Source organism: Acinetobacter sp. YH12098 (assembly GCF_013419235.1).
Classification (GTDB): Bacteria; Pseudomonadota; Gammaproteobacteria; order Pseudomonadales; family Moraxellaceae; genus Acinetobacter; species Acinetobacter amyesii.
Window position 1 is genome coordinate 32,991 of the sequence record NZ_VPAO01000028.1, and the last position, 23,119, is coordinate 56,109.

The 23,119-nt window shown below is 38.6% G+C and carries 25 protein-coding genes and 3 pseudogenes; 17 read left to right on the forward strand and 11 right to left on the reverse strand.

The window, feature by feature from the left end:
• Window positions 1-28 precede the first annotated feature (28 nt).
• The 5 genes and pseudogenes from FTU38_RS10655 (at window position 29) to FTU38_RS10675 (ending at window position 4,667) form a co-directional block, all read left to right on the forward strand.
• The gene (locus FTU38_RS10655) at window positions 29-619 is read left to right on the forward strand and encodes a LemA family protein (protein ID WP_180111120.1); all 591 of its coding nucleotides are present in this window, start codon (window positions 29-31) and stop codon (window positions 617-619) included.
• Between the two features lie 29 nt (window positions 620-648).
• On the forward strand, window positions 649-1,716 hold the full coding sequence (locus tag FTU38_RS10660; protein ID WP_180111121.1) for a TPM domain-containing protein: 1,068 nt from the start codon (window positions 649-651) through the stop codon (window positions 1,714-1,716).
• The gene (locus tag FTU38_RS10665; RefSeq protein WP_180111123.1) at window positions 1,710-2,270 is read left to right on the forward strand and encodes a TPM domain-containing protein; all 561 of its coding nucleotides are present in this window, start codon (window positions 1,710-1,712) and stop codon (window positions 2,268-2,270) included. Before FTU38_RS10660 ends, FTU38_RS10665 begins: the two co-directional genes overlap by 7 nt.
• A 203-nt stretch (window positions 2,271-2,473) precedes the next feature.
• Window positions 2,474-2,950 (forward strand): annotated as a pseudogene (locus tag FTU38_RS10670) (pilin); the annotation flags it as partial.
• Window positions 2,951-3,101: 151 nt separating this feature from the next.
• Window positions 3,102-4,667 carry a PglL family O-oligosaccharyltransferase gene (locus FTU38_RS10675; RefSeq protein WP_180111127.1) on the forward strand — a complete coding sequence of 522 codons (1,566 nt, stop codon included), beginning with the start codon at window positions 3,102-3,104 and terminating at the stop codon, window positions 4,665-4,667.
• Window position 4,668: 1 nt separating this feature from the next.
• On the opposite strand, the gene FTU38_RS10680 is transcribed toward FTU38_RS10675, so the two are convergent.
• The 8 genes and pseudogenes from FTU38_RS10680 to gmk form a co-directional block, all read right to left on the reverse strand.
• Complete coding sequence (locus FTU38_RS10680) at window positions 4,669-5,046, reverse strand: pilin (protein ID WP_373686433.1); 378 nt, start codon at window positions 5,044-5,046, stop codon at window positions 4,669-4,671.
• A pseudogene (locus FTU38_RS17035) lies at window positions 5,022-5,100 on the reverse strand (type IV pilin protein); the annotation flags it as partial. The pseudogene FTU38_RS17035 and the gene FTU38_RS10680, both read right to left, overlap by 25 nt.
• A 143-nt stretch (window positions 5,101-5,243) precedes the next feature.
• Window positions 5,244-5,708 carry a bacterioferritin gene (gene bfr, locus FTU38_RS10685; RefSeq protein ID WP_180111129.1) on the reverse strand — a complete coding sequence of 155 codons (465 nt, stop codon included), beginning with the start codon at window positions 5,706-5,708 and terminating at the stop codon, window positions 5,244-5,246.
• A 256-nt stretch (window positions 5,709-5,964) separates the two neighbouring features.
• A complete protein-coding gene (locus tag FTU38_RS10690; protein WP_078192519.1) occupies window positions 5,965-6,159 on the reverse strand; it encodes a bacterioferritin-associated ferredoxin in 195 nt (64 codons plus the stop codon).
• 218 nt (window positions 6,160-6,377) lie between these two features.
• On the reverse strand, window positions 6,378-6,761 hold the full coding sequence (locus tag FTU38_RS10695) for a RidA family protein (RefSeq protein ID WP_078189365.1): 384 nt from the start codon (window positions 6,759-6,761) through the stop codon (window positions 6,378-6,380).
• Window positions 6,762-6,813: 52 nt separating this feature from the next.
• The gene (locus FTU38_RS10700; RefSeq protein ID WP_180008708.1) at window positions 6,814-8,919 is read right to left on the reverse strand and encodes a bifunctional (p)ppGpp synthetase/guanosine-3',5'-bis(diphosphate) 3'-pyrophosphohydrolase; all 2,106 of its coding nucleotides are present in this window, start codon (window positions 8,917-8,919) and stop codon (window positions 6,814-6,816) included.
• A gap of 218 nt (window positions 8,920-9,137) precedes the next feature.
• A complete protein-coding gene (rpoZ, locus tag FTU38_RS10705; protein WP_067762989.1) occupies window positions 9,138-9,419 on the reverse strand; it encodes a DNA-directed RNA polymerase subunit omega in 282 nt (93 codons plus the stop codon).
• A 76-nt stretch (window positions 9,420-9,495) separates the two neighbouring features.
• Window positions 9,496-10,119: a guanylate kinase gene (gene gmk / locus FTU38_RS10710; RefSeq protein ID WP_078192517.1), complete on the reverse strand. Its 624-nt coding sequence runs from the start codon at window positions 10,117-10,119 to the stop codon at window positions 9,496-9,498.
• Between the two features lie 133 nt (window positions 10,120-10,252).
• Here gmk and ispH point away from each other — a divergent pair, with 133 nt between their 5' ends.
• From ispH to rplS, 12 genes are all read left to right on the forward strand, one after another.
• Window positions 10,253-11,203, forward strand: a complete 951-nt coding sequence (gene ispH, locus FTU38_RS10715; RefSeq protein WP_111884160.1) for a 4-hydroxy-3-methylbut-2-enyl diphosphate reductase — start codon at window positions 10,253-10,255, stop codon at window positions 11,201-11,203.
• A gap of 164 nt (window positions 11,204-11,367) precedes the next feature.
• On the forward strand, window positions 11,368-11,805 hold the full coding sequence (locus tag FTU38_RS10720; protein WP_180111130.1) for a Tfp pilus assembly protein FimT/FimU: 438 nt from the start codon (window positions 11,368-11,370) through the stop codon (window positions 11,803-11,805).
• A gap of 16 nt (window positions 11,806-11,821) precedes the next feature.
• Complete coding sequence (gene pilV, locus FTU38_RS10725; protein ID WP_180111131.1) at window positions 11,822-12,331, forward strand: type IV pilus modification protein PilV; 510 nt, start codon at window positions 11,822-11,824, stop codon at window positions 12,329-12,331.
• A 2-nt stretch (window positions 12,332-12,333) separates the two neighbouring features.
• A complete protein-coding gene (locus FTU38_RS10730; RefSeq protein WP_180111133.1) occupies window positions 12,334-13,215 on the forward strand; it encodes a PilW family protein in 882 nt (293 codons plus the stop codon).
• Entirely contained in the window at window positions 13,215-13,985 is a 771-nt protein-coding gene (locus FTU38_RS10735; protein ID WP_180111135.1) for a pilus assembly PilX N-terminal domain-containing protein, read from the forward strand. Before FTU38_RS10730 ends, FTU38_RS10735 begins: the two co-directional genes overlap by 1 nt.
• A 15-nt stretch (window positions 13,986-14,000) precedes the next feature.
• Window positions 14,001-17,639: a pilus assembly protein gene (locus FTU38_RS10740; protein WP_180111137.1), complete on the forward strand. Its 3,639-nt coding sequence runs from the start codon at window positions 14,001-14,003 to the stop codon at window positions 17,637-17,639.
• A 1-nt stretch (window position 17,640) separates the two neighbouring features.
• Window positions 17,641-18,054 (forward strand): type IV pilin protein, encoded by a 414-nt coding sequence (locus FTU38_RS10745; RefSeq protein ID WP_180111139.1) that lies wholly within the window; start codon window positions 17,641-17,643, stop codon window positions 18,052-18,054.
• Between the two features lie 7 nt (window positions 18,055-18,061).
• Entirely contained in the window at window positions 18,062-18,487 is a 426-nt protein-coding gene (locus tag FTU38_RS10750) for a type IV pilin protein (protein WP_373686434.1), read from the forward strand.
• A gap of 159 nt (window positions 18,488-18,646) precedes the next feature.
• A complete protein-coding gene (gene rpsP / locus FTU38_RS10755) occupies window positions 18,647-18,904 on the forward strand; it encodes a 30S ribosomal protein S16 (protein WP_005013161.1) in 258 nt (85 codons plus the stop codon).
• A gap of 18 nt (window positions 18,905-18,922) precedes the next feature.
• Window positions 18,923-19,471: a ribosome maturation factor RimM gene (rimM, locus tag FTU38_RS10760; protein WP_078189353.1), complete on the forward strand. Its 549-nt coding sequence runs from the start codon at window positions 18,923-18,925 to the stop codon at window positions 19,469-19,471.
• Between the two features lie 42 nt (window positions 19,472-19,513).
• The gene (trmD, locus tag FTU38_RS10765; RefSeq protein WP_180077097.1) at window positions 19,514-20,254 is read left to right on the forward strand and encodes a tRNA (guanosine(37)-N1)-methyltransferase TrmD; all 741 of its coding nucleotides are present in this window, start codon (window positions 19,514-19,516) and stop codon (window positions 20,252-20,254) included.
• Window positions 20,255-20,392: 138 nt separating this feature from the next.
• Window positions 20,393-20,764, forward strand: coding sequence for a 50S ribosomal protein L19 (rplS, locus tag FTU38_RS10770; RefSeq protein WP_078189351.1), 372 nt, complete (start codon window positions 20,393-20,395; stop codon window positions 20,762-20,764).
• Between the two features lie 63 nt (window positions 20,765-20,827).
• Here the strand turns inward: rplS and FTU38_RS10775 are convergent, their stop codons facing one another.
• From FTU38_RS10775 to FTU38_RS10785, 3 genes and pseudogenes are all read right to left on the reverse strand, one after another.
• A complete protein-coding gene (locus tag FTU38_RS10775; RefSeq protein WP_180111141.1) occupies window positions 20,828-21,787 on the reverse strand; it encodes a triacylglycerol lipase in 960 nt (319 codons plus the stop codon).
• Window positions 21,788-22,011: 224 nt separating this feature from the next.
• Window positions 22,012-22,977: a triacylglycerol lipase gene (locus tag FTU38_RS10780; RefSeq protein ID WP_180111143.1), complete on the reverse strand. Its 966-nt coding sequence runs from the start codon at window positions 22,975-22,977 to the stop codon at window positions 22,012-22,014.
• 53 nt (window positions 22,978-23,030) lie between these two features.
• A pseudogene (locus tag FTU38_RS10785) lies at window positions 23,031-23,119 on the reverse strand (IS5/IS1182 family transposase); the annotation flags it as partial.

Here is a 23,119-nt window from a genome sequence, read left to right on the forward strand (position 1 = left end):
TACAAATAAATACTTGAGGTTAAGGGTTATGAATTCAATGAAAAAAAGCATGCTCGCAATCGCATTAGTCAGTACATTGACCCTGAGTGGTTGTGGCTATAACACATTACAAGTCAAAGACGAGGCCGTTACAGCAGCATGGTCTGAAGTGCAAAACCAATATCAACGCCGTGCAGATTTGGTACCTAATCTTGTCAATGTCGTGAAAGGCTATGCCAAGCATGAAGAGCAGGTGCTGACTGAAGTCACTCAGGCGCGCGCCAATGTGGCGGGGCTGAAAGTGGATAAAGAAGTGCTGGAAGATCCGGCTTTATTCCAAAAATATCAGGAAGCGCAGGCGCAGATGACCGGCGCATTATCCCGCCTGATTGCCGTGTCGGAAAATTATCCTGACTTGAAAGCCAATGAGCAGTTTAAAGATCTTCAGGTTCAGCTGGAAGGCACTGAAAACAGGATCGCTGTCGCACGTAATCGCTACATTACTACGGTACAAGACTTTAATGGCTATGCACGCCAGTTCCCGCAAGTGATGACAGCTAAAGTCATCGGTATGGATACCAAGCCTAACTTTAGCGCAGAGCAAAGTGCACAAACTGCACCGAAAGTTGATTTTAATTAATTGGCATCACTGCATTGTGAGGTGGGCTGATGGTGGATTTTGAGCTAAAACATACAGGTTTGTTGTGGTTGCAGCGCATGGTTTTAGCATGCTTATTGTGTGTGGTGGGTTTCACACATGCAGAAACTGCCACCGCTACAGATGTAGATGCTGAAACAGTTGTTGTCGGTAAAATATTAAAAGATCAGCAGTCAGCTACGCAAAAAGATACAACAGCACAGCCTGAAATCAAAATTCAGCAGCCGAATATCGCCAATGATATGGCAGATGGCGAGTCGATTCGTGGCTTGCCGACCCTAAATGAACCGGTAGTTGATCAGGCAAACTTACTTTCCGCTGCTGAAAAGCAAGCCATTAGCCAGAAAATTCTACAGTTACACGAACAAGGCAAGGCACAAATTGGCGTCGTGATTGTGCCAACCACAGGTCAAGAAGATATTTTTGATTATGCTATGCGTGTTGCAGAAAAATGGCAACTCGGTTCAGCAAAACGTGACAATGGGATATTGATGGCGATCGCTGTGAATGATCGTCGCATACAAATATTAACGGGTTATGGGTTAGAAGGAATCATGCCCGATATCATCGTTAGTCGCATTATTCGAAATCAAATTACACCTCATTTTAAGGAAGCCCAATATGCTCAAGGCATTGATGCTGGCTTAACGGAAATAACCCATATTTTAAATCAAGACCCTGAAGTTGCCGCGCAAGCAGCCCAAGAGTTAAAAGAACGTCAGGAACAAGCCTTACACGAACAACAAGCCAAAGAGAAAACGTTTACAACGGTTCTCATCATTTTGGTGATTGGTATTTTTGCGTCCTTTATTGTGGGTAAGCGTTTAAGTGCGTCAACTGCTGCTGTTGCTGGTACCGTTGCAGGTTTGGTCAACGGTGCAGGTCTACTCACCAGTCTGTTGATGGGTGGAGCAATTTTCTTTCTACTGATTACTGCTATTGCTCAAACCATTTTTCAAATGTTCCTTGCCGGTGGTGGGGGCGGAGGCGGCCGTAGCGGAGGTGGCGGCTTTGGTGGTGGAGGCTATAGCGGAGGCGGTGGTGGTTTTGGCGGTGGGGGAGCATCAGGTTCATGGTAACGAAAACAGAAACAACAGACATTGTCACTAGTCCAAAGACACAGGAAAGACAACAACCGAGTTTTAAACGCTGGTTGAAGCATTTCTTTTATATGCCTGCGGCAAACCGTTTTTTTAATAAGCAAGATCAGCAGGCCATTGCGCAAGCAGTCACAGCAGCAGAGCATGGACATGTAGGTGAAATACAAGTGGTGATCGAAGGGCATATTCCTTCAAACCAAGCTTATTATCAGAATACTCGTGCACGTGCTGAACAGCTCTTTGCTGAACTGGGTGTGTGGGATACAGAATATAATAGTGGTGTTTTGCTGTATTTAAATTTGTGTGAACGTCAGGTTGAAATTGTCATTGATCGTGGGATGAGACAGGCAACCAATGCCCAAGTGTGGCAGGCTATTTGCGCGCGAATTATCCAAAACATGCAAAATAAACAATACCGAATAGCTTTGACGGTTGGTGTAAAAGAGATTGGTGAAGTGATGGATCACTTTTATGCAGGAAAGTCTGTAGATAGAACGAATGAAATCGCAAATGCGCCTATTATTTTGCGCTAAAAAACGGTGATAAAGTGACACAAATCGTCACTTTTGAACACAAAAAGAGACACAATATTTACAAAAATAAAAATATTTTCTTAAAGTGCTGTTTTTTCTGTCATTTTCACTATAATAAATCTTGGCACGTTTTGTGCTGTTTATAAAACAAGCTACATAGCTTTATTAAATAATTAAATTAAAAAACATTTGTGGAGAATGTTATGAACGCTCAAAAGGGTTTCACTCTTATTGAATTAATGATCGTTGTTGCAATTATCGGAATTCTTGCTGCGATTGCGATTCCTGCTTATCAAAACTATACAGCGAAATCACAGGCTTCTGTTGCGCTTGCTGACATCACTGGCGCTAAAGTAAATATTGAGGCTAAGCTTTCTGAAGGGTTAGATGCTACTGGTGCGGCTGCATTAACAACTGGTTCTACCGTTGGCGTAAAAAATGTTACATCAACTTGTAGTGGCGTTGGTGTAAATATTACAAAAGAGGGTGCTGTCGCTGTAACCTGTAAAGTGAAAGGCAGCTCTAAAGTTCAAGACCAATATATTTCATGGGTGCGTTCTTCTGATAAAAATGCTCAAAAGGCCGTAGGTGGGGCTAATCCATCTTCAGCAGTTGCTGAGAGTACAGGTTCTTGGGAGTGTGTAACAACTGTTTCTTCTTCATTGGCACCTAAAAACTGTGTAAATGAAACAGATACAGCTGGTACTGCGTTAATTGCTAAGTTGGATGTAAGTGCGGTATTAGCACAAGCGAAAACTGAAACAGCAGCAGCAGCTACAGCTGGAAACTAATAGTAATAATAGGGAGGTTGCTAAAGCAGCCTCTTTTTTTATGAAGATTCTAAATATATTTATTATAATTTTAATTAATTTAGCTGTTCTTAATGTGGAACACTTTTATCCTTGGACAACATTTGATGGTGAAAAAAATATTTTTTATTTGTCAATTGTTTTTTATGTGTATTTTATTGTTTATTTTAAAGAAAAAATAAAATTAGAAATAAATTCAATATTGATTTTAGTATTACTCATTTCTTCACTATTAAGTTGGGGGGGGTATGTATTTAAACAAAACTACTTTATTTTTAATTTATATCTACTAAACGTTTTTGTTTTTACCGTTGTATTGATTAATATATTTCAGTCATCAAGAAGAGAAATTATTTTTAAAACAATCTTAACCTCATTAGTTTTCTGTGGTGTTATATCTTCTTTTTTGGCTATATTTCAGTGGTCTGGATTATTTTTAAATAACCTATGGATTGATTCTCCAAATGATAGCGGGAGGTTTTCTGCGAATTTGGGTCAACCAAATCACTTAGCTTCCCTGTTATTGATATCCTTATTTTCATTATTTTATTTCAAGATAAAATTTTCATTGAATGATTTTCTTGTCATTTTTTTGACTACATTAATTGTTCTTTCTTTGGTTTTGACTCAATCACGTTCAGTGTGGACTTTTTTTATTCTAATTTCTTTTTTTGTCTTATTAAAATGGAAGATTTTAGATCGTATTTTGAAATTGTATGTTGCCTTTACAATGCTTACTTATGTTGCGATTATGCTTATTTTTAGGAATATAAATAGCAGTGTTGAAATTATAAGTCGTGTAAACAGTGGTTTTGGGCGTTTGGCAATTTGGAAAGATTTTTATGGAATAATTGATTATTTAAAATTTTGGGGAAGTGGTTGGAGAAATATAGAGAGCTTTCAGTGGGTATATCCAAGCACGACTAAAGAGTATATATTTTCTTATCATAATATTATTCTAGATCTAGTGGTCATATTTGGTATTATAGGTGGGTTGGTTTCAGTTTATATTTTAATTTGTGTTGTGCTTTTTTTAATTAAAATTAAAGATGGTAGTAATTTCATAATATTTTCAATCTTAATTGTATTAATCAATCATTCTCTTTTAGAATTTCCACTATTTTATTCTTATTTTATATTTGTATTTGTATTTGTATTTTTGTATTTGTGCACAGTTTTAAGGATAGGTTTAAAGTCATTGGAAGTTAATAGAAACCATTTTTTAATTCTATTTTTTTTGATTAATATTTTGACGTTAATGTATGTTCGTGAGTATGAGGATGGTAGATCAAATTATAGAGCTATATCTCGTGGTTATTGTGTAGAAATGAATAGAAAAATATTTTTATTTGATGAGTTTAATGAGGCGGCATTTCTAAATTGTGTTGAAAATATTTCGGTTGAAAATTTAAGTAGGTTTGAAGTTTTTTTGTTGAATAGGCCATCTCCTCAAAATATTTTAAAATTGATCTTTGTCTATAATAAACTGGGTGAATATGAGAAAAGAGATCAATTATTGCTTAAATATAATGAAAAATACTATCCTAAATATACGCTCGAAGATATTTTGGATAGAAAAATATTTTAAATCATTTGCAGTCTTGCGGGAGGTAGGCTTTATCAATGTCTGGAGATGTACAAATCCAATTAGACGTATCGTTGGTAGCTATATTTAAATTTAAGATAATGGTTTTTTCAGAAATTTTATAAGATAGATTGTTTTTAAGTTTGAATGCCAAGGTGCAGGTATTGTTATCTGGTATTGTTAAAGCTACGGATTCTATATAGCTATTTGCTGATTCATTTTTGTATATACTGCTAATTTCCGCTTGTGATGGGCATTTTCCTTGTTGGCTATATGTATAATTGGTAAAAGTTCTATATGTATCCATATGGCTAATAATATTGATAATTTGCGCTTTAATTGCGTATGATTGATAAATTGGGATGCTAATTGCAGCAAGGATACTGATAACTGCTATAACAATCATTAATTCAATTAATGTAAAACCATTGTTCATAGTAATAATTTCTAAACGGAATAAATTTTATTAAGCAATTTTTATGCCACTATTTTTTTAAAAAAACAATAGCTTATATTTTTACATGTATAAAAATGTCAGCATTTACTAAAAATTGTCAGTAAATGCCTCCTAATTTTTTGTCAAATCTGACTCTGAATATAATTCTCTATACCCACAGTCTCAGTTAAATCTAGTTGTGTTGTCGCCCAATCCAACCATTCTTCTTCTTTTTCTAAAATTTCCTGTACTAAATCTCGAGTGACATAGTCCAGTTGTTCTTCTGTAAGCTTAACCGCTGCTTGAATAGCCTCGATGTTCTCTTTGACTTTACGCACATCACAATTTAAAACTTCAACGGTATGCTGACCGATATAGAGCTTACCTAGGTGTTGTAAGTTAGGTAAACCTTCTAAAAATAAAATACGTTCAATTATTTTATCAGCATGCTTCATTTGACGAATTGATTCTTTATATTCCGCAGATCCCAGTTGCTCAATGCCCCAATCGTTAAACATACGTGAATGAAGAAAATATTGGTTGATTGCAGTTAAATGATGATAAAGCACCTGATTTAACTGATTAATTACATCACGATTGCCTTTCATGTCTGACTCCTTAACTGCAATAAAGCTCGAACTAAGCAATATAAATTCGATATTAGAATAGAAATATCTTAAACAACAAAGTGCAAATTAGCGAGTATTTTATAGAACAGCAAATGAAAATCACAATCAAAACAAGGCGCTAATTTTCAGGTTTTAATAAATAAAAACCCGCTTAGAGTCAGAAGCGGGGGAGGAGTAATGGTCGAAGACCATTGGTTTTATAATTATGATTGTTGAGGAAACTTAAAAATTTGGTTTATGCAGCAATTGCGATACGGGCTGCAATTTGTGCAACTTCATCACTGATGATCATACGAGCTTCAGGAGCACAGCGACCACAACAGGTGCCTAAATCAAGCATATCGCGAACTTCACGATAGCTTTCTGCACCATTGGCAATTGCATCTTTAATGTCTTGATCAGTAATACCACGGCACAAACAAACGTACATGAAATCAAACCAAGTGAATAAATGGGATAAGTAATATTATTGATAATTATTATCGTTTGTCAATAAAAATCATCTAAAAATACTTTTATGCTGATTGAGTTTTTAAATAAAAAAATGTCATTTAAGCGGAAATCTGAGTAATGCTCAGATTTCCGTATGAGACTTCTATTCTTTTAGAATTTGATATTCAGTGATGGGCTTAAGCGGTGTTTACTAACTTATTGATTAATAATCACCACGCCATCCATTTCAACTAGGGCACCTTTTGGTAGGCTTGCAACACCGAGTGCTGCGCGTGCAGGGTAGGGTTGAGCAAAGTATTCGCCCATAATTTGGTTGACCAATTGGAAGTTAGAAAGGTCAGTGAGGAAAATATTCAGCTTAGCGATATCGGCTAACGTACCACCTGCAGCTTCACATACCGCTTTTAAGTTGTCGAATACTCGGCGAATTTGAGCTTCAATGCCTTCTACCAGCTCCATACTATATGGATCTAAGCCAATTTGACCTGATAAATACAAAGTGTCGCCTACTAAAATGGCTTGTGAGTAAGTACCAATTGCAGCGGGTGCATTTTCAGTATGGATTACCTGGCGGGACATCTATTTCTCCTATTATCATCACAGACACGTCACATATACATATGGTGTCAGGTTAGCTGGCAACTTTCGCAGGCTCAGCAATGGCAACAGGTTGTGCCAAACGACTGATGCGTGGGAAGCCAAAATGCATTCTTAAATTACGGATAATTTCGGCAATTTGTTTACGGTTGTGTACAACAATATTCACATAGGTTTTTTCTTCATGTGAGCGGACAGTCTCTACACCCACTTTTTCTTTACGGCACAGATAGATCAGTTCTGAAATTTGCTCATCATTTAACAGCATGTTTAAGCATAAATAGGCTGTAAAACTAATGTCTTCACTGTCTTCTGTGGTCCAGTGTAACGGCATGATATTTTCAGGATGTAAATGCTGTTCATGCAATAAGTTGTGACAACGTGAACGGTGCACAATCAAACCACGACGTGATAAATGACCTTGAATTGGATCGCCTAAAACCGGGTTACAACAATGCGCATATTTAACGTCGACACCGTCAGTACCTAAGATTAAGCGTGCAGAATTTGAAGTCTGAATAGTATCTTGAGCATATAAATGATTGGCAACCAATTGAGGTAGTAAGTCACCCACGGCAATCTGTTCAAATAATTGTTCTTTATCATTTAAATGACGCCAATTCAGCACATTTTCCCAATCGGCTAATGTCAAATCACTCACAGAACGGTTAAAGAGTTTTAATGCGCGATTTAAAGCTTGCTGACCAACTAAACGTTGTTCGTCTTGGTCTTGGTCACGGAGGATATTTTGTAATGCACGACGGGCTTTTTGGGTGTTAATAAAGCTGAGCCAGTCAGGGTTTGGTGTTGCAAGAACATCAGTGATAATTTCAACCACTTGACCACTCAGTAATGGTGTTGAAAGGGGCTTGGTTTCCCCATTAATTTTCGCACCAACAGCATGGTTGCCCAAAAATAAGCTTGCTGAATAAGCAAAATCAACCGCTGTGGCACCCTGAGGGAGTTCATGCAAATGACCGTGTGGGGTATAAACCCAAATTTTTTCTTGATGTAGATAATCCAGTAATTCACTAAATGTGGTCTTTGCACATGCGCCATCGACTAACACGTTTAAATTTTGCATGGAGGCTTGGATCGCTGAACGACAAGCTTGCGGTGCATTTTCACCGAGGACCACACCAAAGCGCGCTGCTTTACGCATCAACTCCGTTTGGATGGTCAGAGATAAAATAGTCTTTTCACCTTTTAAGCGCATCATCAGTGACTGGTTGCCACCAGGGAGTGGGCGACGGATATGATCGGCGTAATTAAGAACTTTAAAACTTTCTTTGAGGATGTCTGCAAGTCGGTCACAGTCTGCGATACTTTGTAAAATAATTTCAAAGGCATGACTATGGGTGAGCTCTTGTAAGTCGATATCGTTTTTTACAAAGTGGCGAAGTAACTCAATATTGTTATTTTTCTTTTTAATTCGACCAGAAATATGGTGCTGTTCTAGTAAGGTGGTGAGGTTGTTTTCCCACTTGGTTTGGTATTCGCAGCGTTTCGGCTTGGTTTGTAATAAAGCTTCTTGAACATTGTTATACATATCTAAGTCGAGATTTTGATAACACAAATGTTCAAGGTTGTCGGCCATTTCATTCATACCGACAAGGCGTGCCATAGGCACAAAAATTTCAAAAGTTTCTTGGGCAATACGAGCACGTTTGTCAGGGCGTAAAGCACCTAGTGTGGTCATATTATGATAGCGATCTGCTAGTTTAATAATAATGACACGTGGGTCTTGTAGTGTTGCTTGCAAAATTTTACGGAAGGATGCGGCTTTATTATATTCTTTATCACTAGAGTGGCTGAGTTTTGTGACGCCGTCGACGAGTTCAGCAACGGTCAGACCAAATTTTTCAGTAATATCTTGTTTGGTAAATTCAGTATCTTCTATGACATCATGCAATAAAGCGGCCATTAAAGTTTCCGCATCAAGACGCATATGCGCCAAAATACAGCTCACCGCAATCGGGTGAAGGATGTAGGGTTCGCCACTTTTACGAGTAATGCCATCATGGGCAATATCCGCATAGTCGCAAGCTTCAAGCACGCGTTCGACATCACTTACTGAAAGGTAAGCGTCGATAATCACATTTAACTGTTGCTTGGCTTGGCTGACCATTGGGCCTGGCATAGAACACCCTTTTACTACTAATTTACAAATGAAACGGTTAATACTTTAATGAAATGCATATTGCATGACTTGTCAATTTTTTAGTTTAAAAAAATGAAAATCTTTTTTGCTTGCTTTGCACTTCTTAAGCTTATGTTATAACTGTTCTGAGTAAAATATTAAAGAGAATCCATAAAAAAAGCCTAGTTAAAAACTAGGCTTTTAAGGTCAGGTTTATCTTATTGGAAAGAAAAACCGTCTAAGTTTAGGTTATTTGCAGAAAGTGCAAGGTCTAAACTTGAAGTTTGGTAGTCTTGTTCACGTTGTTTCAAAATGTCTTTAGAAACGTGACCCGCTGCGATTTCACGAAGAGCAACAACGGTTGGTTTGTCATTGTCCCACTCAACAGTAGGTTCGATACCTTGACGTGCCAATTGACGCGCGCGTTTGCTTGCCACTAGTACAAGCTCAAAGCGGTTGTCTACATGGTCTAAACAATCTTCAACGGTTACGCGTGCCATAAGAATTCTCGTTTGAATATAAAATTTTAACAGACTGTGCAGTATAAGGTGCTTTGTCTATAGACTCAAGTTTTAATCACTGTTCCGTAGGGGTGATTAATTTCTCAATCAGTTTTTCATGGCGCATGGCCTGTTGTTTTAAAACAAGACGATTGGCAATAATCACGGACTCTAAGTCATGCAGTGCTTTATTAAAGTCATCATTAATAATGATATAGTCAAAATTAACGTATTGCTGCATATCTTCTACGGCACAGCTAAGACGATGTTCAATGACTTCAACAGAGTCTGTGCCACGATTGGATAAACGTTGACGTAAATCGAACTGACTCGGAGGAAGAATAAAAATTTGTCTAGATTCAGGAAAAAGTTTACGAACCTGTTCAGCACCTTGCCAGTCAATTTCAAGTAAAACGTCATGACCTTTGGCCAATTGTTCTTTTACTGTGCGCTGTGCAGTACCGTAATAATTACCAAAAACTTCTGCATATTCAATGAAGCCGCCTTCATTTACCAAAGATAGAAAATCTTCTTTTTTAGCAAAATGGTAATGTACGCCGTCTAATTCGCCAGGACGCTGACCACGAGTGGTATGAGAAACAGAGACATGTAAATTGTTTACACGTTCAAGCAGGGCTTTAACGAGGGATGTTTTGCCCGTTCCCGAAGCAGCAGAAACGACAAACAAGAGACCCGACATGATATTTTTCCTGATATGATAAAATATCTTCTCTATTTTAGAGCAGACGCGCGCCAAACAAAATAGTTAGACGTCTATTGTTTACATTTATTTCAAGTGATACCCGTAAAATTGAGTGGGCATTGAGGATTCTATGGAAATTGTTTTAGCTAATCCACGCGGTTTCTGTGCAGGTGTTGATCGCGCCATCGCGATTGTGAACCGTGCACTGGAATGCTTTAACCCCCCAATATATGTGCGTCATGAGGTAGTACATAATAAATTTGTGGTGGACGACCTGCGTCAACGCGGTGCGATATTTGTGGATGAACTGGATGAAGTGCCAGATGACAATATCGTGATTTTCAGTGCGCATGGTGTATCTAAAGCGGTACAACAAGAAGCTGAACGCCGTGGGCTAAAAGTTTTTGATGCGACGTGCCCTTTGGTGACCAAGGTACATATAGAAGTGACCAAGTACGCACGTGAAGGCGTGGAAGCGATTTTGATTGGTCATGAAGGTCACCCAGAAGTTGAAGGGACAATGGGCCAATATGACACCAAAAATGGTGGTTCGATTTATTTGGTTGAAGATGAACAAGATGTTGCTGATCTAAAAGTGGTGCATCCTGAAAAAGTAGCGTTTGTAACTCAGACAACGCTTTCTATAGATGACACAGCAAAAGTCATTGATGCCTTACGTCAGAAGTTTCCTGAAATTCAGGGGCCGCGTAAAGATGATATTTGTTATGCTACTCAAAACCGCCAAGATGCCGTACGTGATCTGGCTGAGCAATGTGATGTTGTTTTGGTTGTGGGTTCACCGAACTCTTCGAACTCGAACCGATTACGTGAATTGGCTGAACGGATGGGTAAGTATGCGTATTTGGTGGACAATGCAGATCAGTTGCAGCAAGAATGGTTTAATGAACACACTAAAATTGGCGTAACTGCTGGAGCATCTGCACCTGAAATTTTAATTAAACAGGTAATTCAGCGCCTACAAGATTGGGGGGCGAAAGCACCGCAAGAGTTAGATGGTCGTGAAGAAAATATTACATTTAGTTTGCCAAAAGAGTTACGTATTCCTGTAACTCAGGCATAAAGTGTTAATGACTTAACATTCTGAATTTTTTTAAGAATTGACAGATAATTGCTTTTTGGCAATTATCTGTTTTTTTATGCCTTTTATCCTTATTTGTGTTTGTTTTGTAATTTAATTAGATATTATTTTTAATAGGGTAAAGTTTGGCGCGCCTTGGGGGGAGTATGCAGAAAAATAAAGCATTTACATTAATTGAATTGATGGTGACGATTGCTGTGATGGCGATTATCGCGATGATGGCTGTGCCTTCATTTGGGGTAATGATAGCTAACTATCAATTAAAAAAAGACGTTAGAGATGTAAGTGATGCAATTAAAGAATATAGGGCTGTTTCGAAAGCGGAAAATCGTAAAATAGCTTACTCATTATCCTCAGGGAAAGTGAAAGATGGATTTACTCAAATTGAAAAAAATACAAGTGCACAGGTCAAGGTAAATTCAAAAGCTACAATTCTTTATTTTGAACCGAATGGGATGGTGTCATCTAATTTAAATTTATATCCGATATGCCTTGAATTTTTGCATTCTAAGACACTGGAATATAAATCAATAGAGATAAATGCTTTGGGGGTTTTTAATGTTTCCGATCATCAATGTCCTTAAGTAAAAAAGGTATTTTATGAAAAATCAAAATGGTGTCGGATTGATGGAAGTTATCATCGCATTGCTCTTGTTGGCAATTTCTGTCTTGGGATATAGCTTATTGCAATATAGATCATTAGAGGCGGGCGGGCAGGCTTTGAAAAAAGTTGAAGCGATGAATTTGGCTCGAAATCTTGGGGAACGTATGTATGTAAATAAAGTGGCGTACTCAGGAATTTATAAAAGCGGCTTAAGTCAGAAAAGTGATATAGCAAATTGTAAATTTGACAAAGATAAAATTAAATACTGTGCTTTTACTGATTTTGCAAAAAAAGATTTGGCTGATATAGCTAAGCTGGCTGAAGATAAAAATATGAGAGTAGATGTATTGCCTTGTCCTGCTACAAAAAATGGAAGAAGTTGTATTTATGTCGCATGGGATGAAACATTTGCTACGCAATCAGATGATGCGGATTCAGCTTGTACTAACGTGAAAGAGTTTACCTATAAGCCTAATGCTAAATGTATTGTAGTAGAGGCATATTGAAAATGAAAAAAAATGTCTCAGGATATACATTAGTTGAATTAATGATTGCATTAATCCTTGGGCTTATTGTAATTGCAGCAGGGATACAGCTATTAATTGGCGGACAAAAAAGTTTGTTATTCCAATCTGCAGTCGCGGATGTGCAAGATAATGCGAATATTGGTATTAATTATATCGTTTCAGATATCCATCATGCCAACTTGAATCTTCCAAATAGAGCGATGCTGAATAATAAAATATCCGGTTTAGTTGTTTCTGATGCAAATTTTATAGAGCCTCCAGCCAGTGGCAGTCCTGTGGTTAAAATGGATGGGGCTGTTTTTTCTGAGAGTGAGGCTGGTCCGAGTTTCACGAATATTAAAAGTGATATTTTGGTTATTCAATATAGGCCTGTTGTAGCTAGAGGCTATGATTGTGAAGGTAATTTAATTACTTCTGTGAATGATGTAATTGTACAGCGTTATTTTTTGAGAGTTGATAAGAATAGCCCCAATGAAGATTTAGCCTTGGCCTGCGATGCTGGTAGATATGCTTTTGGTACGGGTAAGAAAATAACGGGATTGGATGGCTCTGGGCAAATCATCATGCCGAGAGTGGATCAGTTTAAAGTTTTAATTGGGTCGGTAAATGGTGCTGAGATGGCTTATATGACACCAAAACAATTTGCAAATAATATTGTTGGCGCTCGTGCAGTATCGCTGCAGATAGGTGTTTTAGTTAGATCAGTTGATAATTCTAGTTCAAATACACAAGAAGCTAATCAATATCAGCTGTTAAATGAACCATATAAATTGGCGTTGCCTGACAATGTTCATAGGAAATATTTGAGAATTCCAGTTGAACAAACGATAGCATTTCGAAATGCTTTGGGGGATGCTTCATAATGGGAATTCATGCTCAAAAAGGCTCCGCCTTAATAACTATTTTACTAATCGTCATTGTTATGATGATCATAGGTGTTATGTCTGTACGTTCTGGTTTGCTGAGTTTGAAGATAGCAACAAACAGTCAGGCCACTAATATCATGAATCAAAATACAGATGCGCCTTTTTTGAAAATAGAAGATGCTTCAAAGCTTTCAAATTATTTACTTGGTACTGGATTATTTGGTTATCCAAAAGATTTGCCAAATCGCGATAAAGAAATTGTGATTTGCTATCGAGGGGCAGACACTGATTTTTACGCCTTAAGCAAAGCAAGTGTGGTTTATTTAGAGAATGGGGAAGTGAAGGCGAGAAACTTAGGCGGGTCTGAAACCGGTTTTTGTCAGGTAGATGATAGCTTAAAGGCATTTGTGAGTGGTCGAAGTGCTGCAATGACGCAAATTTCAATTCGTGTTGGCGGTTTAAGTGCCACGGAAAATCCGTTTGATTTTCTACAAGAGGGTACGGATGGGGAGTCAGGTAAATTAGAGGATCCTGTACGCCTTGTTGCGACTGTTACAACGGTCATGCCTGCTCTAAGTTCAGCAGATAATGACGAAATTAATAAATGTATGAAAAAAATGAGCTATTTGGATAATACAGCACTTCCCGCAAATTTAACAGTTTCTGGGTGTTTAGAAGCGCTTTCTGTTCCGTATAAAACCCAAGTTTCTGAGTATAGCCAAGGGCAATTTATTAAAAAAATTCCTGCTGCTTCCCTAACGCCATAAAAGTCGAGGTCTAATATGAAAAATAGCAAAAAGATGAATAAAACTTGGATGCAATTTAAAGTATCGACTTTATCGGCATCTATTACAGCGCTTATTCTAAGCGGTATTCCTTACCAAGTGTCTGCTAGCGATATTGATATCTATCAGTCAGGTGGGACAGGAGCAACTCGTATTTATTTGATGTTGGATACTTCTGGGAGTATGGATAATTCCAGTTCTTTTGAAGTCGATTATGGTTATCCATATACAGAAAGTGTGAGAAAGTGTTATTATTTGTATTGTTGGAATGAGACTGTTGATAAGGATTTGTGTGAAAGGAAGACTTTACCATCTAACTTGAACATATCAATTCCTGATAAAAATGGGTTGCCTAAGTCTTATACGTACACGAAGTTAACGGATACTTATTGTAAAGTGAATCTAAATTCTTCGGTAATAGGGAGCACTAATGAGGATTTAGCTTATAAGGCAAAAATACCGAGTGTTTGTGAGCCTATCGGTACAACCAATGAATATAATTGCTACAGCCGGATGGTGAATCTTCGAAAAGGACTTATTTCTGTTGTTGCGGATGCCACTATTGACGAGAGTATCTATTTTGCTTTAGGTCAGTATCCAGTTAATATTGGATCATCGAACAATGCAAAGTATTCAGGTAAAACCATTTTTGCATTTCAATCAATGGATACAAACAATAAAAACAGTTTAATTAATGTTATTCAAAATCTTACTGCTAATAGTGGTACCCCAATTGCACCAGCCTACAGTGTTGCAGCTGACAACCTTTTTGCAAATGCTTCTAGTCCAGCCGGTGCAACATCGCTGGAATGTACAGGTAATGGTGTTTATTTCTTAACAGATGGTGAGCCGTCTTTTACAGGTTTGAATACTAATACAAATGGATATGGCAATAGTTCAGATGATTATTCAACTATTTTGACAAATAGAAGCATTACAAGCGTTAATACGAATACGTTAGCATCAGATGATTATTGGAAACATGTTGGTAATTTTGCACAGAGTATACGAAGCAGTAAATATAAAGTTAAAACTGCTACTGTTGGCTTTGGCGGTGGGTATTATTTAGATGCTACAAAAAAAGCAGAAGCGAATATTAGCATAGGTGATAAAAAATATTTTGATTGCAGTAAATTGGATACAACAGGAGCAGATGGCGCAGATCATTTAAGTTTGTGTAAATGGGGATCTAAAACAATTCCAAACCAAACGGGTATGGGGGGGTTTGGTGAGGGAGGATTTTATACTGCCCAATCCTCTGCAGACTTAGTAAGTAGTATTAAGGCATTTATTACAGATACAACAGTTCCAATAGAAGGAACAACTATGGGAAGTAGTACTATCCCAGTAGATGCTTTAAATACCCGTGTATTGCAGCCTTACGCATATTTCCCAATGTTTAAGCCTTTAATAGGCACAGAAGATCAGCTTTGGATGGGGAATTTAAAGAAATTTAATGTTTCTAATGGCTCTCTATTTGATGTCAAAAATATTGCTGTATTTAAAAATAGTGTTGATTTTAATGCAGGCCTTCAAGATTATTGGTATACATCAGCAGGCAAAAATACAGATCAATTTTTGAATTTTGGTGGTAATTTAAGCCAGTTACAAGCAAAAATGAAGGTTTTGATCGAAAGTAATGCTTTAAAAATTAAACGTAATGTGTGGATGAATGTTGATGGTAAGCTAAAACCTGTTACGGATATTCTAGCGGAAGGCGCGTTGGCTGATCGGGAATACTTGTATGGTTTATTGGGTTTTTCAACCCTGAATTCTCAGGATTTAATAAATTTAAAAGCAAAAAATTCTTATGCTGATCAATTAGCTTATTTAAGTACTTTAGGTATGCCTAAAGCAGATTATCAATTAGGTGCAGTAATTCATTCATCTCCTTTGCTGTTAACGCAAAAAGGGGTGATCGAATATAAACAAGATGGTTTTAGTTCTACGGATAGAGAGGATTATATTCTGTATGGAACAACACAAGGTGTGGTTCATGTTTTAAAAGCAGGTCAGCAAAATAAACAGTCAATGAACGGAGTGGGTGTTGATGCCGCTGGCGGTGAGGAAGTATTTGCATTTGTGCCTCAAGAAATGCTAGCAAAACAAAAAACAGGCTTTATTGAATCATTAGCGCAAAAAAGATCTAAACCTGCTCAAGAAGGAGGCGGTTTTTTTTACGGTGTTGATGGACCTTGGACTGCTCATACAGAATATGAAGCATCAATTTATCAATCGGTTTCATTGGATGGTAACGGAAATAAAATTTTAGATGCTAATAACAAAGAAGTGATGGTGCAGCGTGAAGGCTTAAAAGTTGATAAAACAACAGGACATAGTCATCAATATGTATATGGTGGCTTACGCATGGGTGGGCGAAGTTATTATGGTTTAGACTTAACTGATATTAATAAACCTGAAATGTTGTTTGAAATAAATCCAACTACTGCCACTACAGATAGCCCTTTACAGTACATGGGGCAAAGCTGGTCTAAGCCTACACTGACTTATATTAAGTGGAATGGTGAGAAAAGGCTGGCGATGATTGTAGGTGGCGGATATGACGAACGTTATGAGTCGCCAACATTTAAAGTCACAGCAACTAATGGAAATGCTAAGGGCAATGGTATCTATATTTTTGATGCTAAAAATGGCGATTTATTATGGTGGGGAAGTAGCTTCGCTAAAGACGGTAATGCTGTCTTAAATACGGATAAGACTCGAGTGGAAACACCAGCTTCTAGTAATATTTCAACGATGACAAATAGTATTCCTTCTCGAATCAAGGCTGTAGACCGAAACGGAGATGGGGTCACAGATCATCTATATGTAGGGGATTTGGGTGGGCAAGTGTTTCGCATCGATTTGAATTCTGAACATAAAATATCTAGTGCCGTTAAAGAAGTTAAACCATTTGCTATTAATGCTTTTAAATTTGCAGATTTGAATACGGCTGGAAAAAATCCTCCTCGTATTTATGAGGCTCCAACTTTTACAATTCATAAGAGTGATGGGGTGAATTCTGCTGTAGTTACATTTGTAACAGGGGATCGCAGCAGTCCGTTGGTGACAAATGATGCAAATAGTCAAGATATGATTGTTGGGTTGTATGATAATGGCGTTACTAAGTCTGTACCAGTGACAGATACAGCAGCTGTTCTGACCAGCTTGAAGCAGATTTATAGTACTGCGGCACCGTCAGTGACAAATCCAAAGGGTTGGTATTATAAGCTTCCGGTTAATGGCGGCTCGACAGCAAGCGCAGCTAAATATCAAAGTCGCGGCTTAGCTGAAGGGATCGCATTGGATAATGATCTTTACTATTCAATTTTTAATCCACAAAAAAGTAATAGCAGTAGTAGTTCTGCTACAAGCTGTACAGGGGGGATTATTGGTGAGAGTGAAGCATATAAATTGTGTTTACCATCTGGTGAATGCACAGGCGATAGAGATATAGCTTCGGTTGGTAAACTAGGCGCAGGAATTTTAGCCCTTAGTATTGGGCCAGGTTCTAATTCGGATACTCGAACTTTGATTTTAAATAATAAATCTACATCTTCACCGGCTCAGTATGCAACAAAAGATAGATTGTTGCCGCGCCGTTGGTTCGAATATAACCCTTATGCGGGCAAATAAGATGGTTAAAAACGGATTTACTTTAATTGAGCTTATGGTTGTGGTTATTATTTTTTCAATAATAACCGCTATTTTAATACCAAACTACCAGAGCTATAAGCGTAAAAATGATGAAAATATTGCAGAACAGGCATTAAATAGAATTTCTCTTGAATTAGAGCAGGAGAAGGCGAGGAACTTTAACTTCAGTGGGTATAAACTGGCAAAAGAGGAATCGACTTTGCCTAAAGGTAAAACCGGTAAGGATATTAAATACAATATCTTTCTTAATTCGACGGTTCAGACTTGGACTCTAATGGCATGTGTGAATGATCAGCTATCTGGAAAAGATACTTATAAGAATTTTGCTAAAAAAAATGATGGACGGACATGTGAATGGAGGGGAGCTTGTGTGTTGCCAGAAGCATGTAAGTAAAAAAAGTGTGCGAACAAACCTAGGATACACGCTTATGGAGTTGATGATCGTTGTTGTGATTATTGGTGCTTTAATAGCATTTATATATCCTCAATACAATCAATATGCCATGAAATCAAAAAGGGTAGAAGCACAAGCTGCTTTGCAAGAGCTTTCACAAAAGTTAGCTATTTATAAGGTTACTGCTGGAAGTTTTAAAAATCTTGATTTTGATGGTGTATATGGGGAATCTATACCAGCTAGTGTTAAGAGTAATTATAATTTTAAACTCACAGATGAAAGTGGTTTGGAATATGTGCGCACAGGGGCAAAAGTAAGCACCTGGATGTTGACAGCAGAGGCTATTAATCCGAATGCAGGAAATTTGACTTTAAATTGGCAGGGTGAAAAATGCTGGTATAAAGAGAGTAATATCTGTGATAAATGGGAATAGAGAAAATCAGATTTTTTCAAAATTCAAAATTGCGGATAACTAAATTTTAATCTTTCTTTCGCAGTAAAGATAACGTAAAATATTGCCCTCTATGAAAGGGGTTTGAAGTGTGCCGATGGTCGGTGCAGGGATAATCCGTAAAAACTATAAGGTTGTATCATGGTAGTTATTCGTCTTGCACGCGGTGGTGCTAAAAAACGTCCGTTCTATCAAATCATTGTGACTGATAGCCGTAATGCACGTGACGGTCGTTTCATCGAACGTATCGGTTTCTTCAACCCTACAGCTCAAGGTAAAGCAGAAAAACTTCGTTTAGACGCTGACCGTTTTGCTCATTGGGTATCTCAAGGCGCTCAACCGTCTGACCGTGTTGCTTCTTTAGCTGCTCAAGCTAAAAAAGCTGCAGCTGCTGTTTAATACGGTAGTAGCTTGCCCATGACACCAACACAGAATGTTCCAGAAGATCGTATTCAGATTGGACAGCTACGTTCAGCATATGGATTAAATGGGTGGCTCTGGGTCTATTCCAATACAGAACCTATGAGCAATATTTTTGACTACCTCCCTTGGTACATTGAGACCAAAGCAGGTTGGCAAACAGTAGATGTAAAACGTTGGAAACCACATGGCAAAGGCTTGGTTGTTTCGCTAAAAGGTGTGAGTGATCGTACCGCGGCAGATAACTTGGTTGGCGCAAATATCTGGATTTCTAAATCGCAACTGCCTCAAGCAGGCGTGGATGAGTACTACTGGTCAGATTTGAAGGGCTTAACAGTGTTAGGTCTTGGAGAAGATGAACAAGAAGTCAACCTCGGTCAAATCCACGAATTGTTTGAAACAGGTGCTAACGACGTGATGGTAGTTCGCGCTACTGCTGACAGTGTCGATAGCGAAGAGCGAATGATTCCATGGCATAAAGATGTAGTACAGCGTGTTGATCTCGAAGCTGGTCGTATCTACGTAAATTGGGGCGTAGATTATTAATCCTTTAAGGATTGACGCAGCAGGAAAATAGAGGAGTCTGCGATGTTTTTTGCAGTCATTACGCTTTTTCCTGAAATGTTTGAAGCGATTACAGCCTACGGTATTAGCGGGCGCGCAGCAAAACGTGACATTGTGCAAGTTCATTGTATCAATCCACGCGAATTTGCTGAGGGCAACTACAAAAGAGTGGATGAACGTCCATTTGGTGGTGGTCCAGGTATGGTGATGATGGCTGAGCCATTAGCGAGAGCAATTCATCGTGCCAAACAGCTTGCCAAGCAAGCGGGTGCTGTTCATGTCCCTGTGGTGTATATGTCGCCGCAAGGAAAAACCTTAAATGAACCTTCGGTACAAGATTTCGTCAAATATGATGGATTGATTGTATTGTGTGGTCGTTATGAAGGTGTAGATGAGCGTTTGATCCAACAATATGTTGATCAGGAATGGTCAATAGGCGATTACGTTTTATCTGGTGGTGAACTTCCTGCGATGGTTTTATTGGATAGTGTGATTCGGAGACTTCCGGGTGCAATGTCTGATGAGCAATCACATGTGCAAGACTCATTTGTGGATGGTCTTTTAGATTGCCCACAATATACCAAGCCAGACCATTTTGAAGGTTTAGATGTTCCTGAAGTATTAAAATCGGGACATCATGCCAATATTGAGAAGTGGCGGTTTTTGCAGCGATATCAACGCACTTTAGAACGCCGACCTGAGTTGGTTGAAAAAGTTGAATTGACCAAGCAGCAAAAGAAATGGCTAAAAGATTCCAAGGTTTAATTTTTTAAATCTTATATTAGGCTCTTTATGCATTGAAGCGGTCAAGCATAAAGGGAAAGTCAATCGGGTCTATGCGCTTTAGCCTCTAGCCCCAGCGATGATTAGACCTCTTCTAACTCGCATAATCGGAGATACCCCATGAGCGGTAAACATCCTTTAGTACAAGCTGTTGAAAATGCACAGTTGAAACAAGACATCCCTGCTTTTGCTCCTGGTGACACAGTAGTTGTTCAAGTTAAAGTAAAAGAAGGTGAGCGTGAACGTCTTCAGGCATTTGAAGGTGTTGTAATTGCTAAGAAAAACCGTGGTTTGAACTCTGCGTTCACAGTACGTAAAATTTCTAGTGGTTTCGGTGTTGAGCGTGTATTCCAAACTCACTCACCAATCGTTGCTGGTATCGAAGTGAAACGTCGTGGTGACGTTCGTCGTGCTAAACTTTACTACCTACGTGAATTGTCTGGTAAAGCTGCACGTATTCGTGAAAAATTACCAGCTCGTAAAGCAAAATAATTTGTTTTACAACGCTGTAAAAAAATGCGCCTTTAGGCGCATTTTTTTATGCAAGAAAGAAAATTATAACCCTTGAAGTTTCAAACGATTGGCATGTTGACGGTAGACTGAAACAGGGTCTGGTGCAAATAAGCCTTTCAAGTCTAATACTTGATTGACTTCATCGAAATGGTTCCACTTGTAATGATCACGGACGGTTTTACCCAATTTACTGCTGCATTGGCTCACTAAGCCATCGTTCGGTTGTCCGCTAAATGCAATTGGCCCCATTGCGGTAAAGATCGTGTCTGGATCAAGTAAGTTGGTGGTGTTGGAAATACCTGTCCATGAATAGAAGCTAATGCCATTGGCAACACTTGGGCCATCAGCACATTTAGTTGCAGGCATACCGAGTGGAAATTTTGCATTAAAGGCTTTCGCACCCGGTTGAGACATACTGTAGATCGAAGCTTTAAAATTTGAAGGCAGATTGGACTGCTGGGCGAAGTTAATCACTGGGGTCATTAAGGCATCCATAACTGTCGCTAATACGCCATTTAAAATCGGCACACTCTGTACTAAATCCGCCACAGGTGAACCGTCATTGGTTCCTGCAACTGTACTGACAGAGGCAACCAAATCAGGTCGTACGCCAGCAATATATCGAGCCGTAGGACCACCATGTGAATGACCAATTAAATTCACTTTGGGTTTGCCTGTAATCGCGACAACTTGTTCAACTTGGTCTAACAGTTGTTCACCGCGAACTTCAATGGACTCCAACGGGGAGATTTGAGTAGCAAAGGCCGTTGCCTTATGGCTTGCCAAATCGGGGAGAACTTGATACCAATAATCTAGACCAAAAACGGCACCGCCTAAGCGATTAAAACCAAACATCCCGTGTACAAACACTAGGGGGTATTGGGTTTCAGCATAATTGTCGATGACTTTTTTAGTGGTCGCTTGTTGTATACCCAATGCAGCATGCGTTTGGGTCACTGCCATACTTGCAAGGAGCGTGGCGCAGAGCAATTTTCCTTTCATTTTTCATTCCTTTCTTTTTGTTTTGGTTTTCAAACTTTGATTCAGTTCAGTTTGCAAATAGACAAAATTGCCTATCTGACAATTTTTATTGTCATTAAGGATTATAAAAAAAGGAAAGTAAAATGTGAGAACTAATCGACAGAATGAAAGATATTTTGTACATTGATTAATGAAAATATCATTAAACCCTGAATTTACAGGGTTTAATGTATAGCTTTACTAAATTATAAACCTTGAGATTTTAGCCGGTTTGCATGTTGACGATAGACATCGACAGGATCTGGTGCGAACAACGCTTTGAGACCAAGCACTTGGTTGACTTCATCTAAATGGTTCCAGTTGTAGTTATCACGAATGGTTTTACCAAACTTGGCACTACAGCGTGATACGAGGCCATCATTGTCTTTTCCGCCATCGATCAGTAATGCGGTCACTTTTAGTGCTGAGTCTAAATCTAAAATATTGGTGATTTGGCCCACACCTGTAAATGAATAGTTATAAATGCCTTTTTCCACGCTATTACCATCAGCACAATTGGATTTAGGCAAGCCCAGAGGGAATGCGGCGTTATACTTTGCAGAACCCGCTAGCGTTAAACTTGAACCACCTGCCAATGCGTCATGAGGATAAGTCGTTGGATCTAGACCTTGCGCCCAAACAATGGCTTTAGAGACAAAATTCACAGCTCCGACCAAGGGTGCTTCGACAGCGGTGCCTTCAGCTTTTAAAATTAAATCTGCAACAGGGGAGCCTTGATGAGGTCCTGCAACACTGGTTAATGAAGCCACGACATCTGGGCGCACACCGGCAACATAGCGAATTGTTGGTCCACCATGACTATGTCCAATTAAATTCACTTTATCCGCACCTGTGAGTGCTCGGATTTCAAGGACCTGTTGTAAAAGTTGTTCGCCACGTACTTCGGTAGAGTTAAAAGGCGATACGCGCGTTGCCCAAACATTTGCACCATTTCGGGCAAGATCAGGAAGGATTTGATACCAATAGTCGAGTCCAAATGAGTCCGTACCAACGGTAATGAAACCACCCATACCATGGTTGAATACGATTGGATATTTGGTCTTTGCATAGCTGGAACTAGCTTTGGCGGTGACTTGGGTTGCTTGCGATGCAGATACATTACCGATGAATGTAGCTGCAATTAAACCTGCTAAAAATGATCCGTATTTCATGAGCGATCCTCAATGTATTAGGGTGTGTTGACATTTACAGCCGATAAATTGAGCTAAAGAGGCAACCATATAAATATACAAGCTAAAGCAACAGCGCTTTGATAGTTACGTTTTAGCTTATCGTATCTTGTGGCAATTCCTC

Bases quoted from the DNA above. Each gene is read 5' to 3' on its own strand.
- FTU38_RS10690 (WP_078192519.1), bottom strand. From the start codon at position 6,159: ATGTACGTTTGTTTGTGCCGTGGTATTACTGATCAAGACATTAAAGAT.
- FTU38_RS10780 (WP_180111143.1), bottom strand. From the start codon at position 22,977: ATGAAATACGGATCATTTTTAGCAGGTTTAATTGCAGCTACATTCATC.
- pilV (WP_180111131.1), top strand. From the start codon at position 11,822: ATGAAAAATCAAAATGGTGTCGGATTGATGGAAGTTATCATCGCATTG.
- FTU38_RS10730 (WP_180111133.1), top strand. From the start codon at position 12,334: ATGAAAAAAAATGTCTCAGGATATACATTAGTTGAATTAATGATTGCA.
- rimM (WP_078189353.1), top strand. From the start codon at position 18,923: ATGACACCAACACAGAATGTTCCAGAAGATCGTATTCAGATTGGACAG.
- FTU38_RS10660 (WP_180111121.1), top strand. From the start codon at position 649: ATGGTGGATTTTGAGCTAAAACATACAGGTTTGTTGTGGTTGCAGCGC.
- FTU38_RS10720 (WP_180111130.1), top strand. From the start codon at position 11,368: ATGCAGAAAAATAAAGCATTTACATTAATTGAATTGATGGTGACGATT.
- FTU38_RS10695 (WP_078189365.1), bottom strand. From the start codon at position 6,761: ATGTCCCGCCAGGTAATCCATACTGAAAATGCACCCGCTGCAATTGGT.
- rplS (WP_078189351.1), top strand. From the start codon at position 20,393: ATGAGCGGTAAACATCCTTTAGTACAAGCTGTTGAAAATGCACAGTTG.
- FTU38_RS10675 (WP_180111127.1), top strand. From the start codon at position 3,102: ATGAAGATTCTAAATATATTTATTATAATTTTAATTAATTTAGCTGTT.
- rpsP (WP_005013161.1), top strand. From the start codon at position 18,647: ATGGTAGTTATTCGTCTTGCACGCGGTGGTGCTAAAAAACGTCCGTTC.
- rpoZ (WP_067762989.1), bottom strand. From the start codon at position 9,419: ATGGCACGCGTAACCGTTGAAGATTGTTTAGACCATGTAGACAACCGC.
- bfr (WP_180111129.1), bottom strand. From the start codon at position 5,708: ATGAAAGGCAATCGTGATGTAATTAATCAGTTAAATCAGGTGCTTTAT.
- gmk (WP_078192517.1), bottom strand. From the start codon at position 10,119: ATGTCGGGTCTCTTGTTTGTCGTTTCTGCTGCTTCGGGAACGGGCAAA.
- ispH (WP_111884160.1), top strand. From the start codon at position 10,253: ATGGAAATTGTTTTAGCTAATCCACGCGGTTTCTGTGCAGGTGTTGAT.
- FTU38_RS10700 (WP_180008708.1), bottom strand. From the start codon at position 8,919: ATGCCAGGCCCAATGGTCAGCCAAGCCAAGCAACAGTTAAATGTGATT.
- FTU38_RS10740 (WP_180111137.1), top strand. From the start codon at position 14,001: ATGAAAAATAGCAAAAAGATGAATAAAACTTGGATGCAATTTAAAGTA.
- FTU38_RS10655 (WP_180111120.1), top strand. From the start codon at position 29: ATGAATTCAATGAAAAAAAGCATGCTCGCAATCGCATTAGTCAGTACA.
- FTU38_RS10775 (WP_180111141.1), bottom strand. From the start codon at position 21,787: ATGAAAGGAAAATTGCTCTGCGCCACGCTCCTTGCAAGTATGGCAGTG.
- trmD (WP_180077097.1), top strand. From the start codon at position 19,514: ATGTTTTTTGCAGTCATTACGCTTTTTCCTGAAATGTTTGAAGCGATT.
- FTU38_RS10665 (WP_180111123.1), top strand. From the start codon at position 1,710: ATGGTAACGAAAACAGAAACAACAGACATTGTCACTAGTCCAAAGACA.
- FTU38_RS10745 (WP_180111139.1), top strand. From the start codon at position 17,641: ATGGTTAAAAACGGATTTACTTTAATTGAGCTTATGGTTGTGGTTATT.
- FTU38_RS10735 (WP_180111135.1), top strand. From the start codon at position 13,215: ATGGGAATTCATGCTCAAAAAGGCTCCGCCTTAATAACTATTTTACTA.